Consider the following 21,561-nt stretch of genomic DNA (forward strand, 5'->3'; position numbering starts at 1 on the left):
CTGCGTCCTTTCCGGGCCAACCACGAGTTGGCCGCTGTTGTCATGTCGCGCCGGTTCCTGTTCAGCGGTGATCGACGCGACGGATCACCACATCTCCCAACATCTGGATCAGCTGAACCATTCCCACGAGGATCGCAATCGTGATCAGCTGCACGGATGTCTCGAAGCGCTGATAGCCGTAGTTGTAGGCGAGACGCCCGAGACCACCGCCGCCGATCAGCCCCGCCATGGCGGAGTACCCGACTAGCGTGACCACCGTGGTGGTGATGGCGGCGATCAGCGACGGACCGGCCTCCGGCAGCAGTACCTTGGTGACGGTCTGCATCCGGGTGGATCCCATGGCGTGGGCGGCATCCACCTTGCCGGGGTGGACGTCACGCAGCGCCGATTCCACGAGCCGCGCGAAGAACGGCACGGCACCGATGGTCAGCGACACGCAGGCCGCCATCGGTCCCACCGATGATCCGGTGAGCCACCGGGTGAACGGAATGAGGCTCAGCATCAGGATGGCGTAGGGAATGGAACGGGTGATGTTGGCGATGGTGGACAACGTGATCGAGAGCACCGGATTCGCCACGATCCCGCCGCGTTGAGTGACGAACAGCACCACGCCGAGCGGCAGCCCCAGGACAACGGTGGCGAGGCTGGAGATGCCGACCATGATGAGGGTCTCGTAGATCGCGGGCCCGAGAGCCCGGAGGATGTCGTCGAGGCTCAGTTCGAGGGGGATCATCGGCCGGCTCCGTTCAGCTCGGATGTGGGGGTGCGTTTGGCATCGGCGCCGAGCTGGCGCAGGTATCCCATCACCGCGTCGGGGTCGGTTCCCTCCGGGACACGCAGCCTGAGGTGGCTGAAGGTGATCCCGGCCAGGTGCTCGACGCTGCCCGCGACGATCGGGATCGTCACCCCGAAGTGCTGCGATGTGAGCGCGACCACGGGACGGTCGGCGGTGCTGCCGGATGCGAGCACGTCGATGAGTTGTCCGCCGTTCTCGACGCTGGGGTCGTGGGGTGGGATTCCCAGCAGCGTCTGAGACAGCGACCCGTCGAGGGTGCGGATCACCTCGGTGAGTGGTCCGGATTCTACGATCCGTCCCGCCTTGAGCAGCGAGACGGAATCGCAGATGCGTTTGACCACGTGCATCTCGTGGGTGATCACGAGAATGGTCAGGCCCAACTGGGAGCGCAGGTCGAGGAGCAGGTCGAGGATCTCGTCGGTGGTTCGGGGGTCGAGGGCGGAGGTGGGTTCGTCACACAGCAACACAGCGGGGTTCGTGGCGAGCGCCCGAGCGATGCCGACCCGCTGCCGCTGTCCGCCCGACAACTGCGCTGGATGGGCCTTCGCGGCATCCGCCAGCCCGACGAGGTCCAGCAGTTCGAGGGCGCGGTTCCGAATGAAGTCCCGGCGCCCCTGGGATTCCAAAAGGCATCTGCCGATACGGAAGTTGGGCCGGCTGATGTGTTCGGTAAACGGCCCTAGGATCGAACGGATGAAAATCTCAAGCAGTTCGAGTGAACGTTCCCGTCTGGAGGCATGGACCTCCAGGGGGTAGGCGATGTTGCGCCACACGGTGCGGGAATCGAACAGGTTCGCGTGCTGGAACACCAACCCCAGGCGCCGGCGGGCGTTGCGCAGCGCGGTTGAGTGAACCTTGGTCAGTTCCACACCACCGATCTTGATCCTTCCCGAGGTGGGACGGTCCAGCATGGCCAGACATCTCACCAGGGTGGATTTTCCCGCCCCGGAATGGCCGATGATGCCGTGGACGCTGCCCTTGGGGACGGTCAGGGAGACTCCGTCGAGGGCACGCACCTTGCGTCCGGACTGGTTATAGACCTTGCGCAGGTCGGTTACGGTGATCAAGAACCCTCCTGGATGGTTGGCGTGCTCCTCAGGGGCCAACACATTGCATCAACCCGAAAGACCTCGCGTAAATTCCCACACCTTCGTCACTGTCCGGTTCGGCGGTGTTCAGGCCCGTACCGCTGCGGCGACGGCCTCGAAGACTTCGTGGTCTAGGACGGCACCGATCCGGCGGACACCGTCGGGGTCGATGCGGAGGATCCGGTTGATGCGCACCTCGCTGGGGCGTCGCTGCGGATCCCACTCCCCCGTTCCGATGTCCATCCAGAGCCGTCCGCACCGGGCCTCCTGGGCGGCGTCACGGTCGTGATCCTTGGACGTCAGCAGCAGCCCGAGCAGCCACTCGTGGTCGCGGCCGATGATCAGCACGGGCCGGTCCTTACCGTCCCTGTGATCCTCCTCGTAGGGCACCCAGGTCCAGACCACTTCGCCCGGGTCGGCCTCCTCCCCGGGAGCCGGGGAGTAGGTGATCCTGGGGGTTCCCTTGAAATCTCCCGGGTACTCGCGGCGCCCCGACCCTCCGGTGCGACGGGAACCGCTCGGATGCTGCCCCGTGTTGCTGGATGTTCTCGTGGTACGCCTCCTCGTGCTGCGGCTCCGGCGTGACCGGTTCACGTCGGGTCTGAACTGAGCCACGAGGTCGCGAAAGATCCGTGACAGCAGGTTGCCCAGCCAGTTGCTCATGGGATCACCCTAGGGCCTGCTGCATAAACGGGCGGCGCGCGGTGGGAGTTTCGGTAAACCAGAGGCCCGCGCCCGTCCGATGGGGGGGTTCGGGCGGGCGCGGGCGTCCTTGGGTCCCGGCTAGCCGGGAGCCGGCGTCGCGGTCCGCTGCCCAGATGGGGGGAACAGGCTACGTCTCCTGCGCTCCGGCAAGAACTACGTTACAGCACTCGACCCCCACAGGGAAGCAAATCGCCCCTCGCGTTAACCGTGAATAATCGTTTGACCGCCAGCACGTTAACCGCAAGCAATCCCTCTTGCCCGCCCTTTGGCCCTCCCGAAGAGACATTTACCCTTGACAAGGGGTGTTTGTAACCTTCGCCAGGATCGTGGGGGCGCCCTCCCTGGCCCCTCCGGAACGGTCCCGGCGATCCGTCCCAGCAGCTTGGTCCCGGCCGAGCGGTTTCGGCCCTAAGTTATGATTGATGCCCCGGTCATGGGTCCTCGGGATCCGGGTCGCCGGCTCGATGGCATGATTGCCACCATGTCTGATGCACCCCTGAACGGCATCGTCGCGCTGCTCGACGACGCTCCCCTCGACGACCACATCGGAGTCGTGGAGGTGCTGGCCCAAGAAGGAGTGACGAACCTGTCGCTGCCCACCGGGGCACCGGACTTCGAGGAACTCGCGTCCCTCTACGGCCAGCGGGTCAGGCTCGGAGCGCACGGCCCGGTGGATGATCCGGCGGCCCTGGTGGCGCGGGGAGCGGATTTCATCCTTCCCGACTTCCTGTCCCCGGACATCGCGATCGCCGCGGCCACGCTAAAGGTGGCCTGTTACGCCTCCGCCATGACACCCAATGAGACGTTGACCGTGCTGGAGATGCCCGTGACCGGGGTGCAGTTGCGCCCCGCGGAAGTCGTCGGACCAACAATGGCGGAGCACCTGCGGGAGCTGGGGCTGATAGGCAGGGTCGTACCGCGCGGCGGTTTGATCTCCTTCACCGCCAAGCAGTGGCTGAAAGCGGGCTCCCCCGCGGTGTGCATGGACCAGCACCTGATCGGCGACGCCCTCACGGGCGGCGACTTGGCGGCCCTCCGTGACCGCTGCCGAAGCCTCGCCTAGAAAAACACCGATCGCGGTCTCACCGCCCGAATCCGGCAGTCTCCTTGGGACAGGCGTCTCAGATCCCGCGGCGCGGCCGCGGGTCACCTCCGCGGCGCGGCTGCGGATCCTGCGGCGGCGCCTGGTCACGCATGCGGACCTGGGTGATCTCGGCTTCGGTGAAGTCGTCCCAGTCCTCGCCGGGGGCACGCGGCGCCGGCGGTGGCACGTCCTCCCCCTCACGGAACCAGGCGGGTTGCATGGTCTGCGTCTCGGGTTCCCTCCGGGGCGCGAAAACCTCGGTGGCCTCCTGGGGGGCCATGAACTCGGTTTCCGCACGCACCTCGGTCTCGTCGTCCAGCCCCGGAGCCAGACCATAGCCCATCTCCTCGGGTTCGTCCTCGAGTAATTTCCCGTCGCCGATAAACCCCGAGGTTTCCTCATCCGCGTCCCTGCGCCGAGAGCGGACGATGAAACCGAGCACCGCCAGCGCCGCGGCCGCGACGAGCACCACGCCTCCGCCCAAGAGCCACCACAGCAGGGACCCGCCGCGTCCCTCACCCTGCGCCGCGGCGCCGGACGGTGAGGTGGTGGCGGCCGGGCGCGTGCTGGCCGTCTGGGACGGGATCTGCGGGGCCGCACCCTCGGTGGCCTCGCTCGCGGTTGGAGTGGGGCTGCTCTCGACTATGGGCGCGTTGACGGTGATCTCCTTCTCCGCCGACCCGGGTTGCAGGTTCGCGCCGCCCGTGAAAGTCGCGATCAGTTTCCCGGTGCCAACGGCGGCCGTTCCCGGAATCTCCACATAGCCGTCGAAGTTTCCGCTGGCGTCCGTGACCAAGGTGTAGTCGGAAAGCGTGGCACCCTCGTAGGCGAAGGTCACCACACCACCCGAGACCGCCTCACCGGAAACCGTCTTGACGCTGCCCACCACCCTGACGGGGTCTCCCGGGGTCGTGCTGGCGGGTTCGACCTCCAGAGTCACCGCGGTTGTTCCCTGCGCCGAGAACTCGATCCGCGAGGTTTGCGACGACGGGGCGTGCTGCGCGTCCCCGGGGTAGGAGATCACGAGGTCCTGGGGTCCGGTGAGTTTGTCCGCGGGGATGTTGAACTCCATGGCGAAGGCGCCGTCGCCTCCGCTGGCGACGGTTTGCAGCGGCTGTCCCGCGACAGACGCGGTCAGTTGTCCGCCTCCCAGCCCGCGACCGGAACCGTCACGGAGGACTCCCGTCACCTTGACGTGTCCCGCGGTGTCCGCCGCTACGCTGGCCTGAATCTGCGTTGGGGCCGGGTCCGCCCAGGCCTTGAGGCCCGGGACGAGCAGGGCCAGCAGAGCCGCCAGCAGCAGGCTCAGGGCCGTTCGTCTCGCCCGCAAGATCGGTGAACTCATTCAGTTTCCTTTTCAGGAGGGTCCTGTGCAGATTACCGGGAAGGAACACAAGGTGCCATGGCGCCCGTACCTCCAACGCCGAGCCCCGGGGTGAAAGTTCCACCGCGAACTCACGCCCGCTCACCCCCGGCAGCCGCCGACACCCCGTCGCCAAGCCCACTTTCCAGCCTACCGTTTGCTGTCCGCATCGCAGAAGCGGGATTGACGAGATGACGTGATCCGTTGGGCGTGGGATGATACCTCCGGCACTCAGTTCACCGGCGCGTGGTTTGTGCAATCCACAACCACAACCTATCCTGAGAGAAGTTCAGGCAATTCTAAGAAATGAGGGGACCCATGGTAAAGGCACGACGCGCCTTCCTGGAGGAGGACGACCAAGACGTCCTCGACATCACCCCTCCCGCCGTCACTTCCCCGCGACGGGAGGCAAAACGCCCGCGCATCCTCGGCAAACTGCTGGCCCCCATCGCACTGTCCGGCCTGGTGGTGGCAGGCTCCTTCGCAATCGCTAGCAGAGGCAATACCGATCAGACCGCCGACCCGAGCTACCAGAACACGGACCTCGGCGTGAGCCGTGGTGGCGAGCGCGCCCCGCTGCCCTCCGTATCCCCGTCCGGTGACGCCGAGACCAGCAGCCCGGATCCGCTACCGACCCCCACTGAAACCCCCGAGGCGACGCCGAGCGAAACCGCCACCCCCACCGAGGAACCCACCACGGCCGCCCCGACCAACACCTTCGACCCCTCCAAGCTCGGTGAGAAGACCGGCGAGAAGTACATCGCGTCCTCGGCCAACGTCCGGACCGGTCCCGGTTCCGACTACGACGTGCGCACCACGCTCGACGCGGGCATCGCGGTGACCGTGACGAACGTCACCTCGAACGGCTGGCAGCAGATCTCCTACAAGGGCCGCGCGGGTTGGGTGAAGTCCGACCTGCTCACTGACAAGAAACCCGAGAGCCCGTCCTCCTCCGGCTCCGGTTCTGGTTCCGGCGGATCGGGTTCCGGCGGTTCCTCCAGCGGCACCTGTTCGTCCTCTTCCGCGAAGAGCATCGAATCCGGACTGACCTCGAAGACGATCTCCGTGCTGCACACGGTCTGCGCGACCTTCCCAGACGTGAAGTCCTACGGCGGCTACCGCAACGAGTCCGGGTATCACGGTCAAGGTCGCGCCATCGATGTGATGATCTCCGGCGACCGCGCCTGGGAGATCGCCAAATGGCTGAGGGAGAACGCCAAGAGCCTCGGCGTGATCGAGGTCATCCACGCCCAGAAGATCTGGACCACCCAGCGCGCCTCCGAGGGCTGGCGCTCCATGTCGGATCGAGGGTCGGCCACGGCGAACCACTACGACCACGTCCACATCTCGGTGGGCGGCTGAGCCAGGCACGAAACGCCCCCACCGACCCGGACCGCACGCCCTGCCCCTCCCCGTTCACGAATCGTGCCGTCCCCCGGCCAGGCCCCTCCTCCCCGCTCACGAATCGCGGGGAATCGACGGTTCAACGTCGCCACACGACGTTGAACCGTTTTTCTTCCGCGATTCGTGCCCAAGGGAGGCTCGGACCAATCAGTTCTGGGTGGGATCGTGTGGTGTCGTCCCTGTGTGGTGTCTGAAGGCCCTGACCTGGACGGCTCAGATGAGCGCCACCCCGTCACCGACTGTCACGACGCCCTCGTTCAAGGCGCGGCCCGCCACTCCCCAGCAGACCTTGCCTTCGCGAGTCCGGTAATCGGCGAGGACCGCCAGCACGTCGGCCTCCCCTCCCGGGTGTTCCGGGTGCAGGTTCACGACGGGACAACGCCCGATCCACTCCTCCACCAGCACATCCACCTCCCCGATCCGCAGCCGAGAACCCACCAGAGTCTCCTCGTCGACGGGCTCGGTCAGATCATCCACTCCGACTGTGAGGCGGAAACGACGCGGATCCACCGGGCCTCCCATGCGCCGCTCCAGTTCGGCCAGGGAGCTGGCGAACCAAAGACTCACGGGAGCTCCGAAGACGAAACCACCCGGACGAACCAACCCCGCCAGCACGCAGTCCTGCCCGAGATACCCGGCCAGGGCCCGGCTTGCGGGGCCGGGCAGTTCCTCCACCTCCAGTCGCCTGCCCCAGTAGTCGGCGTCCCATCGCCGCCCCACTTCGAGAAGCTGGGTCACGCGCGACGAGTCCGGGAACCCCAGTTCCAGCGCGGACCCGTCGCACCGGGCGCGCACGGCCAGCAGCGCCGGGTTCCGGACGGTCCTCAGCACGGCCCCGCCACCCGCTTCGACCGCCGCGAACCTCCGGTCTCCCGCCACCCCACTGGGCCCGACCCGGATGCGTTCGCGCGGCAGGATCGCGGTTCCCTTGACCTCGGCAAACCCCAGACTCTTCACCCGCATGGTCGTCATTCTCCCGCGGAAATCCCCTGTCAGGGAGTCACGAACGCGTAGAGCCGCCACGCCACCCCGCAGCCGTCGACCCATTGGCGTTCCAGGTTCGCCACCCCGGCGCCGTTCTCGTGGATTCCCGGGAACCGGGCGGCAATGGCGTCGGCCGGTGAGCGCTGCGGATCGGTCACCAGGGCGTAACGAACTCTCCCGGTGATGGGATCGTCCAGTTTCTCCCGGAAATCCCGGTCCGGGGTGATGACGAACTGCCGGGGCCTCCGGCTGGCCAGGACGATGGGAAAGGAGTAGGTGGTGTCGGTGATCACGCTTCCCTCGGGCAGGTCCAGGGAATCGAGGTAGGCCGCCACCTGGGCCTGTGTGGCGTACTGGCCGGACCGTGCGACCTCCACCGCCTGCTGTTCCTCCCGGGCCAGGCGCGGATCCGTGGTTGCCCACCAGGCAACGGGCAGCGGGACGAGGGTGGCGATCAGCACCACCCATGCCGTCGCCCTCCGGAACGCCAGCCTGCCCACCCCGGCCCGCAGCGTCCCCAGGACGTAACCGGCCATCAACATCCCCCAGGGGACCGCCATGAGCTGGAGCCGGAGCCATCCGAAGGACCATCCGCTCAGGAAGGCCCACTCTTCGAGGGCCAGGATTCCACCGAGGACCGCGGCGGGCCCCAGCACCCCCGCGTCCCGCCGCCACGTGGCGATCACCAGGGCGACGGCGATGAACAGGATCGCGAGGGGCGCCACCGCCAACAGCTGGGCGCTGAGATAGGTCAGGGCCCCGTCGAGGTTCCCGCCCGTGACCTCGTCGACGGCCGCCCGGGCCCCGGCGGCCTGCGCGGCATCGCCGTGCCAGGACGCGCCGGCCGCGAACCACGATCCCGTCGCCATGCGGGAGGCCAGCGCCCACAGGGCGAAGGCCGCAACGAAGGGACCGCCGGCCAGTGAACAGTCCAGCAGGAACAGCGACCCCGCCCGCCCACCTCCCCGGGACCGCCACCAGCTGACGACCAGGACCAGGACGACGGTGGCGGCCACGGCGGCCACCGCCTCGTGGCGCACCAGGTAGGCCAGGCCGAGACCGGTTCCCACGTGCACCAGGCGCCAGGGATCGTCCTCCCTGAGCCAGCGCGTCAGGTTCAGGGTGGCGTACAGCGCGACCGCCAGGAGCATGGATTCGCTGGCGCCGGATGCGGCGGGGAGCAGGATCAGGGGATGGACGGCCAGGATTCCCGTCAGCACCAGGGCCGCTCCCCCGCCCATCCCGAACAGGACGAGGAGCCTGCGGGCCAGGACCATCGCCAGCACACCGCAGAACGCCGAGACCACCACCCCCGCGAACGATTTCGCGGCCAGCACGGGAACCACGGGCGCGAACAACAGCAGCGGAATCACCGCCAGCGACGGCAACGGGCCCCGGAGGAAGTCGCTGGCCGTCAGGTGGGGGTCGCGGCTGAACATCGCGAAGTAGCCGTCGGCCACCCGGCTCATGGCGTCGGGATGGACGATGTCCTGGCCCGCCAGCCAGACCCCGGCCCCTAGGTAGAGCACCGCGGTGAAAAGGATGATGATCCCGTCCTCGGAGACCCGGGAGCGTCCCTGCTCCTTCACGGCACCCGCTCCCGGGCGGTCAGGGCACCGACGGGCGGCTCAGCGACCACTTGCTGCCCGGGATCCGCGCGGAATCCGTGGATCTTCTTCTTTCCGCGGAACGGGCGGCGGATCAGCTGAACGACGGCCTTGACCGCGGCAACCCCCGCCAGCAGCCAGTACCCGGGGCTCAGCAGCGCCGCCACCAGCAGGTCGGGGCGCCCCATCACCCGGGCGGCGTACAGGTTCACGTACATCGCGGAGAGGTTGCCCGCCACCAGGCAGAGCAGCGCCAGGTGGTGGACCAGCGGTGGGAACAGCCCGGCCACGATCGGGTCCCGGGGAACGAACCAGGTCAGGGTGAGGATCCAGAACAGGCCGTTGAGGAGACCGAGCAGCGGACCCCCTGCGACGAGAACCGTCGTGTCCGCGACGACCCGCCAGCCTGCCTGCTCGGCGAACAGCCGCGGCGAACGCATGTGCACCAGGAAGGTCTGCAGCTGGCCCTTGTACCAGCGGCTCCGCTGCTTGATCCAGTTGATCGGGTCCGGGTTGGGTTCCGCGAGGGTCGTGGAGTCGAGCGCCCCGACCCGGTACCCAGTCCGGCGCAGCCTGACGCCGAGGTCGGCGTCATCGGTCGCGTTCCACGGGTCCCACGCCCCGGCGGCCCTGAGCGCGGCCACCCGGAAATGACTGGAGGTGCCTCCCAGCGGAACGGGAGCGGATGCGTCGACCAGACCGGGAAGCAGGTTGCCGAAACGAATCTCTTGTTCCAGTGTGAACCAGCGGGCCAGCAGGTTCCGGGACGGGCCGTGGAAACCGAGACGGGCCTGCACGCAGGCGTAACGCGGACCCAGCCGTTCCAGGGCCACGACGGCCTTGCGCAGCTGGAGCGGATCGGGCCGGTCCTCCGCGTTGAACACCGTGCAGAGCATCCCTCGCGCGGTCAGGAGGCCGTAGTTGCAGGCCTTCGGTTTCGTCCGGGGATCGGCCCCGGGCACCCGGATCACGCTCAGGTGCGCCCGGGGACGCAGGGCTTCGGCGGCGGCGACGGTACTGGTGTCACCGGCCTCCACCAGGAGCCGGATGTCCAGCTTGTCCCTGGGGTAGTCGATGCGTTCGAGGGCTTCGATCAACTCCTCCACCCGCGGTTTACGGAACACCGGGACCAGCACGGTGTAGGTGGGCAACCGGCTCTCCGGGACCGCGCGGGCCTCCTCGTCGGTGACCCTCATCCGTCCGCCCCGCGCGCCACGCCTGAACACCAGCAGACGGAACACGAGCGCCCAGAGCTGGAAGGCGGCCAGCAACCCGACCAGCACCACCCCGGTGGGGCCGGGCAGGAAGACCAACCCGGCCAGGGACGAAACGATTCCCGCCACCAGGAGCAGCCGCTGCCAGCGGACCAGGACGATACGGGCCGAGTACGCGGGGGATCGGCGCTCCAGGGCGTGGCAGGCCACGTCGAGGGCCCGGTCCGGGGCCACGAAGGCCGAATCGGGAAAAGGGGCCGGGGCTTCCCTGGGCGGGATGAGCGCACCCCGGTCGAGTGCGCGCTTCGGTGGCGGGGAGGTCATGACATCACTCCGATCCTCGACGAGACGGCCACGAGAACCAGCAGCACACCCACCGCGACGTGACGCGCCGCCGGGATCCGGGCCAGCTGGTCGTGGGGCGCCCATCCCCTGCGGGTCACCGCCACGAACACGCCGATGCCCCACGCGGCGAGCGCCACGGCCATGGCCACCAGGTGGCCGGGCCGGGGCAGCAACCATCCGAGGGCAGGCAGCGCGGCCGGCCAGACCCACATCGCAGCCCGGGTGCCGCTGAGCACCAGCACGCACGCAGCCAGGCAGAGCAGCCACGCGACGGTCACGGCCACGGGATTGTCGGAGGTGGGCCACTGCCGCAGCATCCAGATCCCTGCTCCCAGCGCGGTGACGGCGAGGATCAGGTCCACCTCGCGGTCGTCGATCCGGGGTTGGTTGCGGCTCACGCAGAGCAGGGCCGCGGCGGCCAGCAGCGAACCCAGCCACCCGGGCCACAGCCCCGGCAGCGCGGGCGACTGCGGCATCACCGCCGCGATCAGCACCCCGCACAGGACGAGGAGGACGGCGTGCCCTTTGATTCCGTGCAGTGCGACGGCCAGGGAGGACACCTTCCTGCGGACCATCACCATTGTGTTGTCGGGTTCGCCCATGGCGGCAACCTCTCAGCGTGGTGGATCTGCCTCGGGATTCATGTTTCCGGTTCACCCCGGCGAAAGGAAGAAGCCACGCTGCACGGCCACCTGACGAAAGTTCCCCGCCCTGGCTGAAGGTTGGGGCCGCTGAGGCCCGTGTTCCGGGGCCCGGAGCCGGTCATGGGCCGGGCGCGTCGGGAAAACGGATGTCAGCCGGCCCGGTGTTGATGCGCCCCGGGTCCTGTCACGAAAGCGTTGTTCGTACGGGAACTTGCTGAACAGGCCAGCACGCCCGCTACAGGACCTAAGCTTGGAGCCATGATCAAGCCGGTTGATGCCACCACCACTGCTGCCTGGGATGAGCTGGACGAGCTCGCCGACAATGCCGAACTGGATCTCCGCAGGGCCTTCGCCGACGATCCGGAACGGGCCGCCCGTTTCACACACACCGTCGGGGACCTGCACGTCGATCTGTCGAAGAACCTGATCAACGACGATGTCGTCGCGGCGCTGCTGCGGCTCGCGGAGCAGACCGACGTCGCCGGCCGCCGGGATGCGATGTTCCGTGGCGAACACATCAACGTCACCGAGGATCGCGCCGTGCTGCACACCGCGCTGCGACTGCCCCGCGACGCGGAGTTGACGGTCGACGGGCAGGACGTGGTCGCGGACGTCCACGAGGTGCTGGACAAGATGTTCGCCTTCGCCGACAAGGTGCGTTCCGGCGAGTGGGTGGGGGTCACGGGCAAGCCGATCCGCACCGTGGTCAACATCGGCATCGGCGGTTCCGATCTCGGGCCGGTGATGGTCTACGAGGCGCTGCTGCCTCACAAGCAGCAGGGTCTGGAGTGCCGGTTCATCTCGAACATCGACCCGACCGACTGCTTCGTCAAGACCGCGGACCTGGATCCCGAGACCACGCTGTTCATCGTCGCATCCAAGACCTTCACCACCTTGGAGACCCTCACCAACGCCCGCATGGCCCGCACCTGGCTGCTGGATTCCCTGGTCGCCAGGGGCGCCATCGAGGACACCGAGCAGGCGCGCCGCGAAGCCATCGCGAAACACTTCGTCGCCGTTTCCACCGCGCTGGACAAGGTGGCGGAGTTCGGCATCGACCCGGTCAACGCCTTCGGGTTCTGGAACTGGGTGGGTGGCCGCTACTCGGTGGACTCGGCCGTCGGCCTGCCGGTGGCGATCGCGATCGGGCCCGACGGTTTCCGTGACTTCCTGGCCGGTTTCCACGCCGTCGACCAGCACTTCCGCACAGCCGAGCCGGCACACAACGTGCCGCTGCTGATGGGGTTGTTGAACGTCTGGTACGTCAACTTCCTGGGCGCCACCAGCCACGCGGTGCTGCCCTACGCGCAGTACCTCCACCGGTTCGCCGCCTACCTGCAGCAGCTGACGATGGAGTCGAACGGCAAGTCGGTGCGCTGGGATGGTTCCCCGGTGACGTGCGAGACGGGCGAAGTGTTCTGGGGCGAACCCGGCACCAACGGCCAGCACGCCTTCTACCAGCTGATCCATCAGGGCACCCAGCTGATCCCCGCCGACTTCATCGCGGTCGCCAACCCGCCGCACGCGATCAAGGACGGCGACGTGGACGTGCACGGCATGTTCCTGGCGAACTTCTTCGCCCAGACCGCGGCGCTGGCCTTCGGGAAGACCGAGGAGCAGGTGCGCGAGGAGGGCACGCCGGAGGAGATCGTGCCTGCGCGGATCTTCTCCGGGAACCGGCCTACCACCTCGATCCTGGCGCCCGCGCTGACGCCGTCGGTGGTGGGACAGCTGATCGCACTCTACGAGCACATCACGTTCGTGCAGGGAATCGTGTGGGGCATCGACTCCTTCGACCAGTGGGGCGTCGAGCTGGGCAAGAAACTGGCCCTGGAGATCGCGCCGGCGGTCTTCGGCGACGCCCACGCCCTGGCCCGGCAGGACGCATCCACCCGGGCGCTGGTGTCCTGGTACCTGGAAAACCGCCGGTGAGCCCACGCGGGAAGAAAACGAGCAGGCCGCGGCGCCGTCGCCTGGAGGTGGCGGCGGCCGTGGCCCTGGCCGTCACGCTCGGTCCGATCCTGTCCGGGGTTTTCATGGTGGCCTCGGGCAGCGCCGACCGGATCTACACGGCGGGCGAGGACGTCCCGGCCCGGGACGTGATCATGGTGCTGGGCGCGAAGGCCGATCCCGGACGCCCGTCGGGGTTCCTGACGGCCCGCCTGAACGTCGCCGTCGATCTGTTCAAGTCGGGCAAGGGCAAGGTGATCCTCGTCACGGGGGCCAACACCGCGGAGAGCAACTACGAAACCCAGGTGATGGAGGACTACCTCATCTCCCGGGGCATTCCCGCGGGCAGGATCGTGCAGGACATCGCAGGCTACGACACCTACGATTCCTGCATCCGGGCCCGCGATGTGTTCGGGGTGCGGGAAATGACGGTGGTCTCGCAGGCCTACCACCTGCCGCGCACGATAACCACCTGCCGGGCCCTGGGGGTCGACGCCATCGGGGTGGGTGACGTGACGGCCCAGCGGAACTGGCCTGAGCTTTACCTCCAGGGGGAGCTGCGCGAGTTCCCGGCGTACGTGAAGATGCAGCTCGACCTGCTGCGCGGGGCGAAGGCGACGCAGTCGCCGCCGAGCAGCGCTATCCAGGACGCACTTCGAAGGAGCTGAGTCGAAACCACCCCATTGAAGCCGGTTGAGCCGGGGCGAGCAGTCCGAGTCAAAACCCCAGCACCCGAACAACAAACCCAGCCCCGGCTCCCCGGACACCCTCCCCCTTGGTTTCGACACGACCCACTCGCTGGCGCTCGTGAGGATCGGCTCAACCGACTTCCGCCCCGTCGAAGCTGGTTGAGCCGGGGTGCAAGGAACGAGCGGCCCGAGTCGAAACCAGTTCTGGCGTCCGGGAGGTGGACCTGGCCACGGGTCCCGGGGTGTGTGCGGGATGGTTTCGACTCGCCCGATGCGGAAAGAAGAACCCCGCGTTGCGGCGGGGTGGGGATTCACATCTGGTGGCCAGGGCCGGGGTCGAACCGGCGACCTTTCACTTTTCAGGCGAACGCTACTACCAACTGAGCTACCTGGCCGGTGGGTGGCCTGTAGCTCACCCAGCGACCCCGACGGGACTCGAACCCGCGACCTCCGCCGTGACAGGGCGGCGCGCTAACCAACTGCGCCACGGGGCCAATTTCTTGACCTGCTGGCTCTCACCAGCCCGGGTAACTCTAGCGGCACTCCCCGGTTTTGGGAAATCGGGGTTCGGGGCCGCTTGACCACCCGTTCCAAGGAGCTCCGAACAAGAATCTCCTTGGCATCCCCAACGGGATTCGAACCCGTGTTGCCGCCGTGAAAGGGCGGAGTCCTAGGCCGCTAGACGATGGGGACCAGCGTCGAGAAGGATAGTGGTGATCCGCTCTCCGGGCAACTCGGCATCAAAGGCACTCAATTCCCTGCGTTGATTGGAGAACGAAGACCACGGACGTCCCTTCGAAGCGGGTCGAGCGAATCGGGCTCCGCCGGGAGCATCTTGCCGCATCCGGACACACCACCGGCACCTGGCCGCGACTCGCTGGTCCCCGGGCGTAGCCTTGTTATTCGTGAGCAGGAGAGTCGCCACCCCGATGTGCCCGTTGCGTCCCGGCGACCCCTGTGGATTGTGCGTTCCCGGGGCCGACGGGCCCCACAACTGCCCGACGGTGCGTCTCGTGCTGGAGGATCCCGAGATGCGGGAGATGTGGCTGGCGAAGAAATCCGAGAAACGCGCCGCCGCCAAGTGATCGCGGACCTTTCTCAGACGCTGCCGGGCCCGTAGGTGGCGAGCCAGCGCCGGATCTCGTCGAGAAAACGGCGCCGAGGCTCCTCCTGCGACAACGCCAGGTCGTGTCTGCCGCCGTGGATGCGGATCAGGGTGACGTGGTCGCCGAGCTGCGGGGCCCGCGCGGCCAGGGCGTCGACGTCGAGAACCAGGTCCACGCGGTGCATGTCGTCGTTCCAGGTGCGGGAGGGGTCGCTGCGGGCGCTGATCAGCATCAGCACCGGGATCTCGATCCCGAGGCCGGCCGCCACCGCCGCGTGGCCGCGCATCACCGCCGACATCCAGCCGACCCGGGGCAGGAAGGCCGGGTCTCCCTTGAGGTTGTGGTTGTAGTGCCACTCCCCCTCCTCGTCGGCGGAGATGGAGCGGCGGTAGAAACCCGGGTCGGGCATGGGAAGCGCCCGGGTCGGGGAGAGCGTCCCGACCGCCCCGAAGGCTGCGGCGAGGGCGGGCCGCCACGCCTGGAGGCTCTGCAACTCCAGCCACGGCGAGTTCAGCACCACGGCGTCCGCCGCCCCGGGCCGGTCGCTGACGAACAACGAAACCACCAGCCCGCCCGTCGAGTGTCCCAGCAGCACCAGGTGGTCGTGTCCCTCGTCGCGGATCACCTCGACGGCGGCGTCCAGTTCCTGGTGGTACTCGCCGAGGTCGGCGGTGTATCCGGCGAGCTGCCCGTCGCGCAGCGACCTGCCGTAGCGGCGCAGGTCGAGGGCGTAGAAGTCGTAGCCCCAGCTCTCGACGGCTTCGACCAGGTGGGTCTGGAAGAAGTAGTCGCTCCACCCGTGGACGTACAGCACGGCACGGGAGGACGCTGGCCCGGCGTGCCGGACCAGCGTGGCCACCGCTTCGTGTTCCGGTTCGCCCGGATACGTCCGGGCCCCGGGCAGGGGAATGCTGAACTGCTGGTATCCCGGCAGTTCAGCATCCGGAACCCAGGAAATCACCGACGGAGATCAACGATGCGGGTACTCGTCCTCGGGGTCGTCGTCAGTGTTGTACTGCTCCGCGAGGTCTGCGTACGCATCAGGAATGTCGGTGGTCTCCCGGGACTCGTACTTCTCGCCTCGGAGCTCACGCTCCAACGACGCGAAATCGGTGTCCACTGAGCGATACTTCAAATCGCGGGCCACCTTTGTCTGCTTCGCCTTTGCACGGCCGCGCCCCATATGGGTCGACCCCCTCGTTCAATCATCGCGGGCTTGCCGCGGAATCTGTCAGTAACTCGTGACCACGAGCCTACCGGAGTCAGTCAACATGCTCAAAGCTTCACGACGGGTAGGCTGGCTGAGCCGCATCGCCGAGACCTGAGGAGACCCGATGGGAAAGATCATCTACACCCTCACTGACGAGGCCCCCAGGCTGGCCACCTACTCGCTGCTGCCGGTGCTCCAGGCATATGGGCACCTGGCAGGCATCGGCATCGAGGGACGCGACATCTCCCTGGCCGCCCGCATCCTGGCGCGTTTCTCCGACTTCCTGCCCGATGACAAGCGGGTTTCCGACACCTTGGACGAGCTAGGGGAGCTGACGAGGGACCCTTTGGCCAACATCATCAAACTACCCAACATCTCCGCCTCGGCACCGCAGCTGAAGGCCGCAATCGCGGAGCTCCGGGCCAAGGGTTTCCCCCTGCCCGATTACCCGGAGGAACCCGCCACCCCGGAGGAGCGGGAGATCCGCTCCCGCTACGACCGGATCAAGGGATCCGCTGTAAACCCTGTACTACGCGAGGGCAATTCCGATCGCCGCGCTCCCGAGTCCGTGAAGAACTACGCGCGCACCAACCCGCACCGGCTGGGAGCCTGGACACCGGATTCACGCACCCGCGTCGCCACCATGACCTCCGGCGACTTTCGCCACAACGAGCAGTCGGTGGTGCTGGCCGGTGGCGACGTGCTCACCATCCGCCACGTCGCCGGTGACGGCACCGTCACCGTCCTGCGGGACGGCCTGGAGACCCTGCCCGGGGAGGTCGTGGACGCCACCGTCATGCGCGCGGCGGCACTCGACGAGTTCCTGGCCGAGCAGGTGGAGGCTGCCAAACGGGAGGGCCTGCTGTTCTCCGTGCACCTGAAGGCGACCATGATGAAGGTCTCCGACCCGATCATCTTCGGCCACGTCGTGAGGGCCTTCATCGGCCCCGTCCTGAAACGCCACGGCGCTGCCCTGGCCGCTGCGGGCCTGTCCCCCGACGACGGCCTGGGTGCGATCCTCGCGGGTCTGGGAAACCTCCCGGGAGGAGAGGAGATCCGCTCCGGGATCGAGGCCGCCCTGGCTGAGGGACCCGCCCTGGCGATGGTCGACTCCGGGCGGGGCATCACCAACCTGCACGTCCCCTCCGACGTGATCGTCGACGCATCCATGCCCGCCATGATCCGCAACTCCGGGCACATGTGGGGACCCGACGGCGCCGAGGCCGACACCCTCGCGGTGCTGCCCGACTCCTCCTACTCCGGGGTCTACCAGGCCGTGATCGACGACTGCCGCACCCACGGCGCCTACGACCCGCGCACCATGGGCACCGTCCCCAACGTCGGATTGATGGCGCAGCAGGCCGAGGAGTACGGCTCCCACGACAAGACCTTCCACATCGAAAGCGACGGCCGCGTCGAGGTCGTGAACTCGGCCGGGGACGTGCTGCTGCGCCACGACGTCGCCGCGGGCGACATCTGGCGGGCCTGCCAAACCAAGGACGCCGCCATCCGCGACTGGGTGGGGCTGGCCGTGACCCGGGCCCGCGCGACCGGATGGCCCGCCGTGTTCTGGCTGGACGAGACCCGCGCCCACGACCGCAACCTGCTGCTCAAGGTGAAGACCTACCTGGCCGAACACGAGATCGACGACCTGGACATCCGCGTACTGCCCCCCGTCGAGGCCACCCGGTTCACAGTCGAACGCATCCGCCGCGGCGAGAACACCATCTCGGTGACCGGCAACGTCCTGCGCGACTACCTCACCGACCTGTTCCCCATCCTGGAGCTGGGAACCTCAGCGAAGATGCTCTCGATCGTGCCGCTGATGGCCGGCGGCGGGTTGTTCGAGACCGGTGCGGGCGGTTCCGCCCCGAAACACGTACAGCAGCTGCTGGCGGAGAACTACCTGCGCTGGGATTCGCTGGGTGAGTTCCTGGCGCTGGCGGCGTCGCTGGAACACCTCGCATCCACGGGCAACGCCCGGGCGGGAGTGCTGGCTTCCACTCTCGACCGCGCGAACGGACGATACCTGACCGAGAACAAGTCGCCGACGCGGCGGCTGGGCGGCACCGACAACCGCGGGTCGCACTACTGGCTGGCCCGGTTCTGGGCGGAGGAACTGGCCACCCAGCGCGAGAACACCGGCCTGGCGGTGGCCTTCGCCCCCGTCGCGACGGCACTCGCCGAGGCCGAGGAAACGATCACCTCGGAACTGCTTGCGGTACAGGGCTCCCCCGTCGACATCGGCGGCCACTACCTGCCCGACGAAACCCTCGCCTCGGCGGTGATGCGCCCCTCACCCACATTCAACGCCATCATCGACGGCCTCTGAGAGAACCCGACCAAGGGGTGGTTTCGACACGACCGGCTTTCAAGAAGGACAAAGCTGGTTGAGCCGGGTCGCGAGGAACGAGCAGTCCGAGCCGAAACCACCCCACACCCGACAAACAAACCCAACCCCAAGTCCTCGGACATCCTCGCCATGGTTTCGACACGACCAGCTCGCAGAGCGAGCAGGCCAGCTCAACCAACTTCCACCCCCGCAAAGCTGGTTGAGCCGGGTCGCGAGGAACGAGCGACCCGAATCGAAACCACCCCACACCCGAAAAGCAAACCCGACCACCCCGCCTGGTTTTGACACGACCAGCTCGCAGAGCGAGCAGGCCGGCTCAACCAACTTCCACACCCACGGGTGAGGGGAATCACACGAGTTCGGCGACACCGGGGCCGTCGTGGGTCTCGATGCGGCCCAGCACCCAGGCGTCGATTCCCCGCGACCCCAGCAGCGCTACGGCCGCGTCCAAGCCGGTCTCGGGCAGGATCGCGACCATACCGACGCCCATGTTGAGGGTGGCCTCGATGTCGGCCTGCGAGACCCGGCCCACCTGCTGCACGAGACGGAAGATCGCGGGAGGATTCCAGGAGTCGCGTTCCAGCCGGGCCTTCCGGCCCGCCGGGATCACGCGCGCCAGGTTGTTGGCCAGCCCGCCGCCCGTGATGTGGCTGAAGGCGTGGCATTCCACCTCGCGGATCAGCGCGAGGACGTCGAGGGCGTAGACCCTGGTCGGGGTCAGCAGTTCCTCGCCGAGGGTGCAGCCCAGTTCGTCGACATGCCTGTCCAACTGCCAGCCGGCCTGTTCCAGCAGCACATGCCGCACCAGTGAGTAGCCGTTGGAGTGCAGTCCGGAGGAGGCCATCGCCAGCACCACGTCCCCGACCTCCACACGATCGGCACCCAAGATGGCGTCGCGTTCCACGACCCCGGTGGTCGCGCCCGCGACGTCGTACTCCTCAGGGCCGAGCAGCCCGGGGTGTTCGGCGGTCTCCCCGCCGACCAGGGAGCAGCCCGCCGCGACACAGGCGTCGGCGATGCCCGAGACGATGGCGGCGATACGTTCGGGAACCACCCTGCCGCAGGCGATGTAGTCGGTGACGAACAGCGGTTCGGCGCCGCAGACCACCAGATCGTCGACGAGCATGCCGACCAGGTCGAACCCGATGGTGTCGTGGCGGTCGAGGGCCTGAGCGATGGCGACCTTCGTGCCCACCCCGTCGGTGGAGGTCGCCAGCACCGGATGGGTATATCCCTTCAACGCCGAGGCGTCGAAGAATCCGGCGAAGCCGCCGAGCCCGCCCAGCACCTCGGGACGGCGGGTGCGGGACACGGATGCCTTCATGAGTTCGACGGCGCGGTCACCGGCCTCGATGTCGACTCCGGCGGCGGCGTAGGCGGACTGGTTCATTTCTCCTCCAGGTGAAGCAGCTCGGCCTGGCCCTTCGGGACCGCTATCGGGTAGCGGCCGTCGAAGCAGGCACGGCAGAGTTCGGCGGCGGGACGGTGGGTGGCCTCGGTGAGGGCGTCGAGGGAGATGTAGCCCAGTGAATCGGCCCCCAGCGACCGGCAGATCTCGTCGACTCCCAGCCCGGGCGCGATCAGCTCGGCGCGGGTGGCGAAGTCGATGCCGTAGAAGCAGGGCCACTCCACGGGCGGCGAGGAGATGCGCACGTGCACCTGCTTCGCCCCGGCCTCGCGGAGCATGCGCACCAGGGCCCGTTGGGTGTTTCCGCGGACGATGGAGTCGTCGACCACCACGAGTCGTTTGCCCGCGATGACCTCCTTCAACGGGTTCAGTTTCAACCGGATACCGAGCTGCCGGATGGTCTGGCTGGGTTGAATGAACGTGCGCCCCACGTAGGCGTTCTTCACCAGCCCGAGGCCGAACGGAATGCCGGAAGCCTCCGCGTATCCGACGGCTGAGGGAGTACCGGAGTCGGGGGTGGGGATCACCAGGTCTGCCTCGACGGGGTGTTCGCGGGCGAGGATACGACCGATCTCGACACGGGTGGCGTGGACGCTGCGTCCCGCGATGGTGGTGTCGGGGCGGGCCAGGTAGACGTACTCGAACAGGCAGCCCTTGGGTCTGGCCTCGGCGAAACGCTGGCTGCGCAGGCCCGCTTCGTCGATGGCGATGAACTCGCCGGGCTCCACCTCCCGGATGAAACTGGCCCCCACGATGTCGAGGGCAGCGGTCTCGGAGGCCACCACCCAGCCGGTGGCGAGCCGCCCCAGGACCAGGGGACGCACGCCCTGCGGGTCGCGGGCGGCGAACAACGTCGTCTCGTTGATGAAGGTCAGGCAGAAGGCCCCCCGCAGCCTGGGAAGCACCTTCATGGCGACCTGTTCGATCGGTTCGGTCCCGAAGGAGGACATGAGCGCGGTCACCAGGGAGGTGTCGTTGGTGGAGTCCATGGTCTTCTTCTCGGGGACCCGCTGGTCGGGGTCGAGTTCGCGGAGCCAGGACTCCAGCTCGTGGGTGTTGGTGAGGTTGCCGTTGTGGGCCAGCGCCAGGCCGCCGTTGCGGGTGGCGCGGAAGGTCGGCTGGGCGTTGTGCCACACGGACGCGCCGGTGGTGGAGTAGCGGGTGTGGCCGATGCCGAGCCGCCCGCGCAGGGATGTGAGGGTAGCCTCGTCGAAAACCTGGGAGACCAGTCCCATGTCCTTGAACACTGTGATCCGTTCCCCCGTCGAGACCGCGATGCCGGCGGATTCCTGGCCGCGGTGTTGGAGCGCGAAGAGCCCGTAGTAGGTCAGCTGGGCCACGTCCTCGGATGGGGCGAAGACCCCGAAGACACCGCAGGCGTCCTTCGGGCCGTGGTCGATGGGATCGAGATCGAGAGACAGTCGGCCATCAGGTCGGAGCACCGGCTCAGCTTATCGCGGGCCCGCAGGGAGAACGGCCTTCTGACCCACGAGTCGCGGTTGCGCAGCACTCAACCCGAAAAATCCCCCGCCGGGGCCGAGAATCCGGGTTGAGTGCTGCGCAACCGGGGATTCGCGAAGTAGAGCCGTCCTGTGGAAAACGATGGGTGAC

Annotated in this window: 18 protein-coding genes and 3 tRNA genes; 6 read left to right on the forward strand and 15 right to left on the reverse strand. The window is 67.8% G+C overall.

What is annotated here, in order from left to right; genetic code table 11:
* Positions 1-61: 61 nt before the first annotated feature.
* From EL272_RS12105 to EL272_RS12115, 3 genes are all read right to left on the reverse strand, one after another.
* Entirely contained in the window at positions 62-733 is a 672-nt protein-coding gene (locus tag EL272_RS12105) for a methionine ABC transporter permease (RefSeq protein ID WP_014847486.1), read from the reverse strand.
* Positions 730-1,863, reverse strand: a complete 1,134-nt coding sequence (locus tag EL272_RS12110) for a methionine ABC transporter ATP-binding protein (protein ID WP_014847487.1) — start codon at positions 1,861-1,863, stop codon at positions 730-732. The genes EL272_RS12105 and EL272_RS12110 overlap by 4 nt, the downstream gene beginning before the upstream one ends.
* A 108-nt stretch (positions 1,864-1,971) precedes the next feature.
* Complete coding sequence (locus EL272_RS12115) at positions 1,972-2,547, reverse strand: type II toxin-antitoxin system PemK/MazF family toxin (RefSeq protein ID WP_014847488.1); 576 nt, start codon at positions 2,545-2,547, stop codon at positions 1,972-1,974.
* Positions 2,548-3,070: 523 nt separating this feature from the next.
* Between EL272_RS12115 and EL272_RS12120 the strand changes: the two genes are divergently transcribed.
* Positions 3,071-3,652: a beta/alpha barrel domain-containing protein gene (locus tag EL272_RS12120; protein WP_159424562.1), complete on the forward strand. Its 582-nt coding sequence runs from the start codon at positions 3,071-3,073 to the stop codon at positions 3,650-3,652.
* A gap of 58 nt (positions 3,653-3,710) precedes the next feature.
* Here the strand turns inward: EL272_RS12120 and EL272_RS12125 are convergent, their stop codons facing one another.
* The gene (locus tag EL272_RS12125; protein ID WP_061788013.1) at positions 3,711-5,018 is read right to left on the reverse strand and encodes an Ig-like domain repeat protein; all 1,308 of its coding nucleotides are present in this window, start codon (positions 5,016-5,018) and stop codon (positions 3,711-3,713) included.
* Positions 5,019-5,354: 336 nt separating this feature from the next.
* On the opposite strand from EL272_RS12125, the gene EL272_RS12135 reads away from it, so the two are divergent.
* On the forward strand, positions 5,355-6,398 hold the full coding sequence (locus tag EL272_RS12135) for an SH3 domain-containing protein (RefSeq protein WP_014847491.1): 1,044 nt from the start codon (positions 5,355-5,357) through the stop codon (positions 6,396-6,398).
* A gap of 255 nt (positions 6,399-6,653) precedes the next feature.
* Here EL272_RS12135 and EL272_RS15320 read toward each other — a convergent pair whose 3' ends face one another.
* The 4 genes from EL272_RS15320 to EL272_RS12150 are packed head-to-tail and all read right to left on the reverse strand — an operon-like array spanning position 6,654 to position 11,192.
* Entirely contained in the window at positions 6,654-7,403 is a 750-nt protein-coding gene (locus tag EL272_RS15320) for an MOSC domain-containing protein (protein ID WP_014847492.1), read from the reverse strand.
* Positions 7,404-7,432: 29 nt separating this feature from the next.
* Positions 7,433-9,013 carry a hypothetical protein gene (locus EL272_RS15325; protein ID WP_061788014.1) on the reverse strand — a complete coding sequence of 527 codons (1,581 nt, stop codon included), beginning with the start codon at positions 9,011-9,013 and terminating at the stop codon, positions 7,433-7,435.
* On the reverse strand, positions 9,010-10,569 hold the full coding sequence (locus EL272_RS12145; protein ID WP_061788015.1) for a glycosyltransferase: 1,560 nt from the start codon (positions 10,567-10,569) through the stop codon (positions 9,010-9,012). The genes EL272_RS15325 and EL272_RS12145 overlap by 4 nt, the downstream gene beginning before the upstream one ends.
* Entirely contained in the window at positions 10,566-11,192 is a 627-nt protein-coding gene (locus EL272_RS12150; protein WP_061788016.1) for a hypothetical protein, read from the reverse strand. Before EL272_RS12150 ends, EL272_RS12145 begins: the two co-directional genes overlap by 4 nt.
* A 300-nt stretch (positions 11,193-11,492) precedes the next feature.
* On the opposite strand from EL272_RS12150, the gene pgi reads away from it, so the two are divergent.
* Both pgi and EL272_RS12160 read left to right on the forward strand, forming a co-directional pair.
* A complete protein-coding gene (gene pgi, locus EL272_RS12155) occupies positions 11,493-13,166 on the forward strand; it encodes a glucose-6-phosphate isomerase (protein ID WP_061788017.1) in 1,674 nt (557 codons plus the stop codon).
* On the forward strand, positions 13,163-13,852 hold the full coding sequence (locus EL272_RS12160) for a SanA/YdcF family protein (RefSeq protein WP_126409446.1): 690 nt from the start codon (positions 13,163-13,165) through the stop codon (positions 13,850-13,852). The genes pgi and EL272_RS12160 overlap by 4 nt, the downstream gene beginning before the upstream one ends.
* A 339-nt stretch (positions 13,853-14,191) precedes the next feature.
* Here EL272_RS12160 and EL272_RS12165 read toward each other — a convergent pair.
* From EL272_RS12165 to EL272_RS12175, 3 genes are all read right to left on the reverse strand, one after another.
* Positions 14,192-14,268 (reverse strand) — tRNA-Phe (locus EL272_RS12165).
* A gap of 25 nt (positions 14,269-14,293) precedes the next feature.
* Positions 14,294-14,367: transfer RNA gene (locus EL272_RS12170), tRNA-Asp, on the reverse strand.
* Positions 14,368-14,490: 123 nt separating this feature from the next.
* Positions 14,491-14,566: transfer RNA gene (locus tag EL272_RS12175), tRNA-Glu, on the reverse strand.
* Between the two features lie 212 nt (positions 14,567-14,778).
* Here EL272_RS12175 and EL272_RS12180 point away from each other — a divergent pair.
* Positions 14,779-14,958 (forward strand): DUF6767 domain-containing protein, encoded by a 180-nt coding sequence (locus EL272_RS12180; protein WP_123824126.1) that lies wholly within the window; start codon positions 14,779-14,781, stop codon positions 14,956-14,958.
* Positions 14,959-14,971: 13 nt separating this feature from the next.
* Here the strand turns inward: EL272_RS12180 and EL272_RS12185 are convergent, their stop codons facing one another.
* Positions 14,972-15,940, reverse strand: a complete 969-nt coding sequence (locus EL272_RS12185) for an alpha/beta hydrolase (RefSeq protein WP_061788019.1) — start codon at positions 15,938-15,940, stop codon at positions 14,972-14,974.
* A gap of 9 nt (positions 15,941-15,949) precedes the next feature.
* Positions 15,950-16,162, reverse strand: a complete 213-nt coding sequence (locus tag EL272_RS12190) for a DUF3073 domain-containing protein (protein WP_041696681.1) — start codon at positions 16,160-16,162, stop codon at positions 15,950-15,952.
* A 151-nt stretch (positions 16,163-16,313) separates the two neighbouring features.
* On the opposite strand from EL272_RS12190, the gene EL272_RS12195 reads away from it, so the two are divergent.
* A complete protein-coding gene (locus EL272_RS12195; RefSeq protein WP_061788020.1) occupies positions 16,314-18,521 on the forward strand; it encodes an NADP-dependent isocitrate dehydrogenase in 2,208 nt (735 codons plus the stop codon).
* Positions 18,522-18,891: 370 nt separating this feature from the next.
* Here EL272_RS12195 and purM read toward each other — a convergent pair whose 3' ends face one another.
* Positions 18,892-19,932, reverse strand: coding sequence for a phosphoribosylformylglycinamidine cyclo-ligase (gene purM / locus EL272_RS12200; RefSeq protein ID WP_061788021.1), 1,041 nt, complete (start codon positions 19,930-19,932; stop codon positions 18,892-18,894).
* Positions 19,929-21,392, reverse strand: a complete 1,464-nt coding sequence (gene purF / locus EL272_RS12205) for an amidophosphoribosyltransferase (protein WP_061788022.1) — start codon at positions 21,390-21,392, stop codon at positions 19,929-19,931. Before purF ends, purM begins: the two co-directional genes overlap by 4 nt.
* Between the last annotated feature and the right edge of the window lie 169 nt (positions 21,393-21,561).

This window comes from Arachnia propionica (genome assembly GCF_900637725.1).
Classification (GTDB): domain Bacteria; phylum Actinomycetota; class Actinomycetes; order Propionibacteriales; family Propionibacteriaceae; genus Arachnia; species Arachnia propionica.

What these genes read in the sequence shown, in the direction of transcription:
- EL272_RS12115 (WP_014847488.1), bottom strand. Translation starts at nt 2,547, where the DNA reads ATGAGCAACTGGCTGGGCAACCTGCTGTCACGGATCTTTCGCGACCTC.
- EL272_RS12105 (WP_014847486.1), bottom strand. Translation starts at nt 733, where the DNA reads ATGATCCCCCTCGAACTGAGCCTCGACGACATCCTCCGGGCTCTCGGG.
- EL272_RS12145 (WP_061788015.1), bottom strand. Translation starts at nt 10,569, where the DNA reads ATGACCTCCCCGCCACCGAAGCGCGCACTCGACCGGGGTGCGCTCATC.
- EL272_RS15320 (WP_014847492.1), bottom strand. Translation starts at nt 7,403, where the DNA reads ATGCGGGTGAAGAGTCTGGGGTTTGCCGAGGTCAAGGGAACCGCGATC.
- EL272_RS12150 (WP_061788016.1), bottom strand. Translation starts at nt 11,192, where the DNA reads ATGGGCGAACCCGACAACACAATGGTGATGGTCCGCAGGAAGGTGTCC.
- EL272_RS12120 (WP_159424562.1), top strand. Translation starts at nt 3,071, where the DNA reads ATGTCTGATGCACCCCTGAACGGCATCGTCGCGCTGCTCGACGACGCT.
- EL272_RS12195 (WP_061788020.1), top strand. Translation starts at nt 16,314, where the DNA reads ATGGGAAAGATCATCTACACCCTCACTGACGAGGCCCCCAGGCTGGCC.
- EL272_RS12190 (WP_041696681.1), bottom strand. Translation starts at nt 16,162, where the DNA reads ATGGGGCGCGGCCGTGCAAAGGCGAAGCAGACAAAGGTGGCCCGCGAT.
- purM (WP_061788021.1), bottom strand. Translation starts at nt 19,932, where the DNA reads ATGAACCAGTCCGCCTACGCCGCCGCCGGAGTCGACATCGAGGCCGGT.
- EL272_RS12135 (WP_014847491.1), top strand. Translation starts at nt 5,355, where the DNA reads ATGGTAAAGGCACGACGCGCCTTCCTGGAGGAGGACGACCAAGACGTC.
- EL272_RS12125 (WP_061788013.1), bottom strand. Translation starts at nt 5,018, where the DNA reads ATGAGTTCACCGATCTTGCGGGCGAGACGAACGGCCCTGAGCCTGCTG.
- pgi (WP_061788017.1), top strand. Translation starts at nt 11,493, where the DNA reads ATGATCAAGCCGGTTGATGCCACCACCACTGCTGCCTGGGATGAGCTG.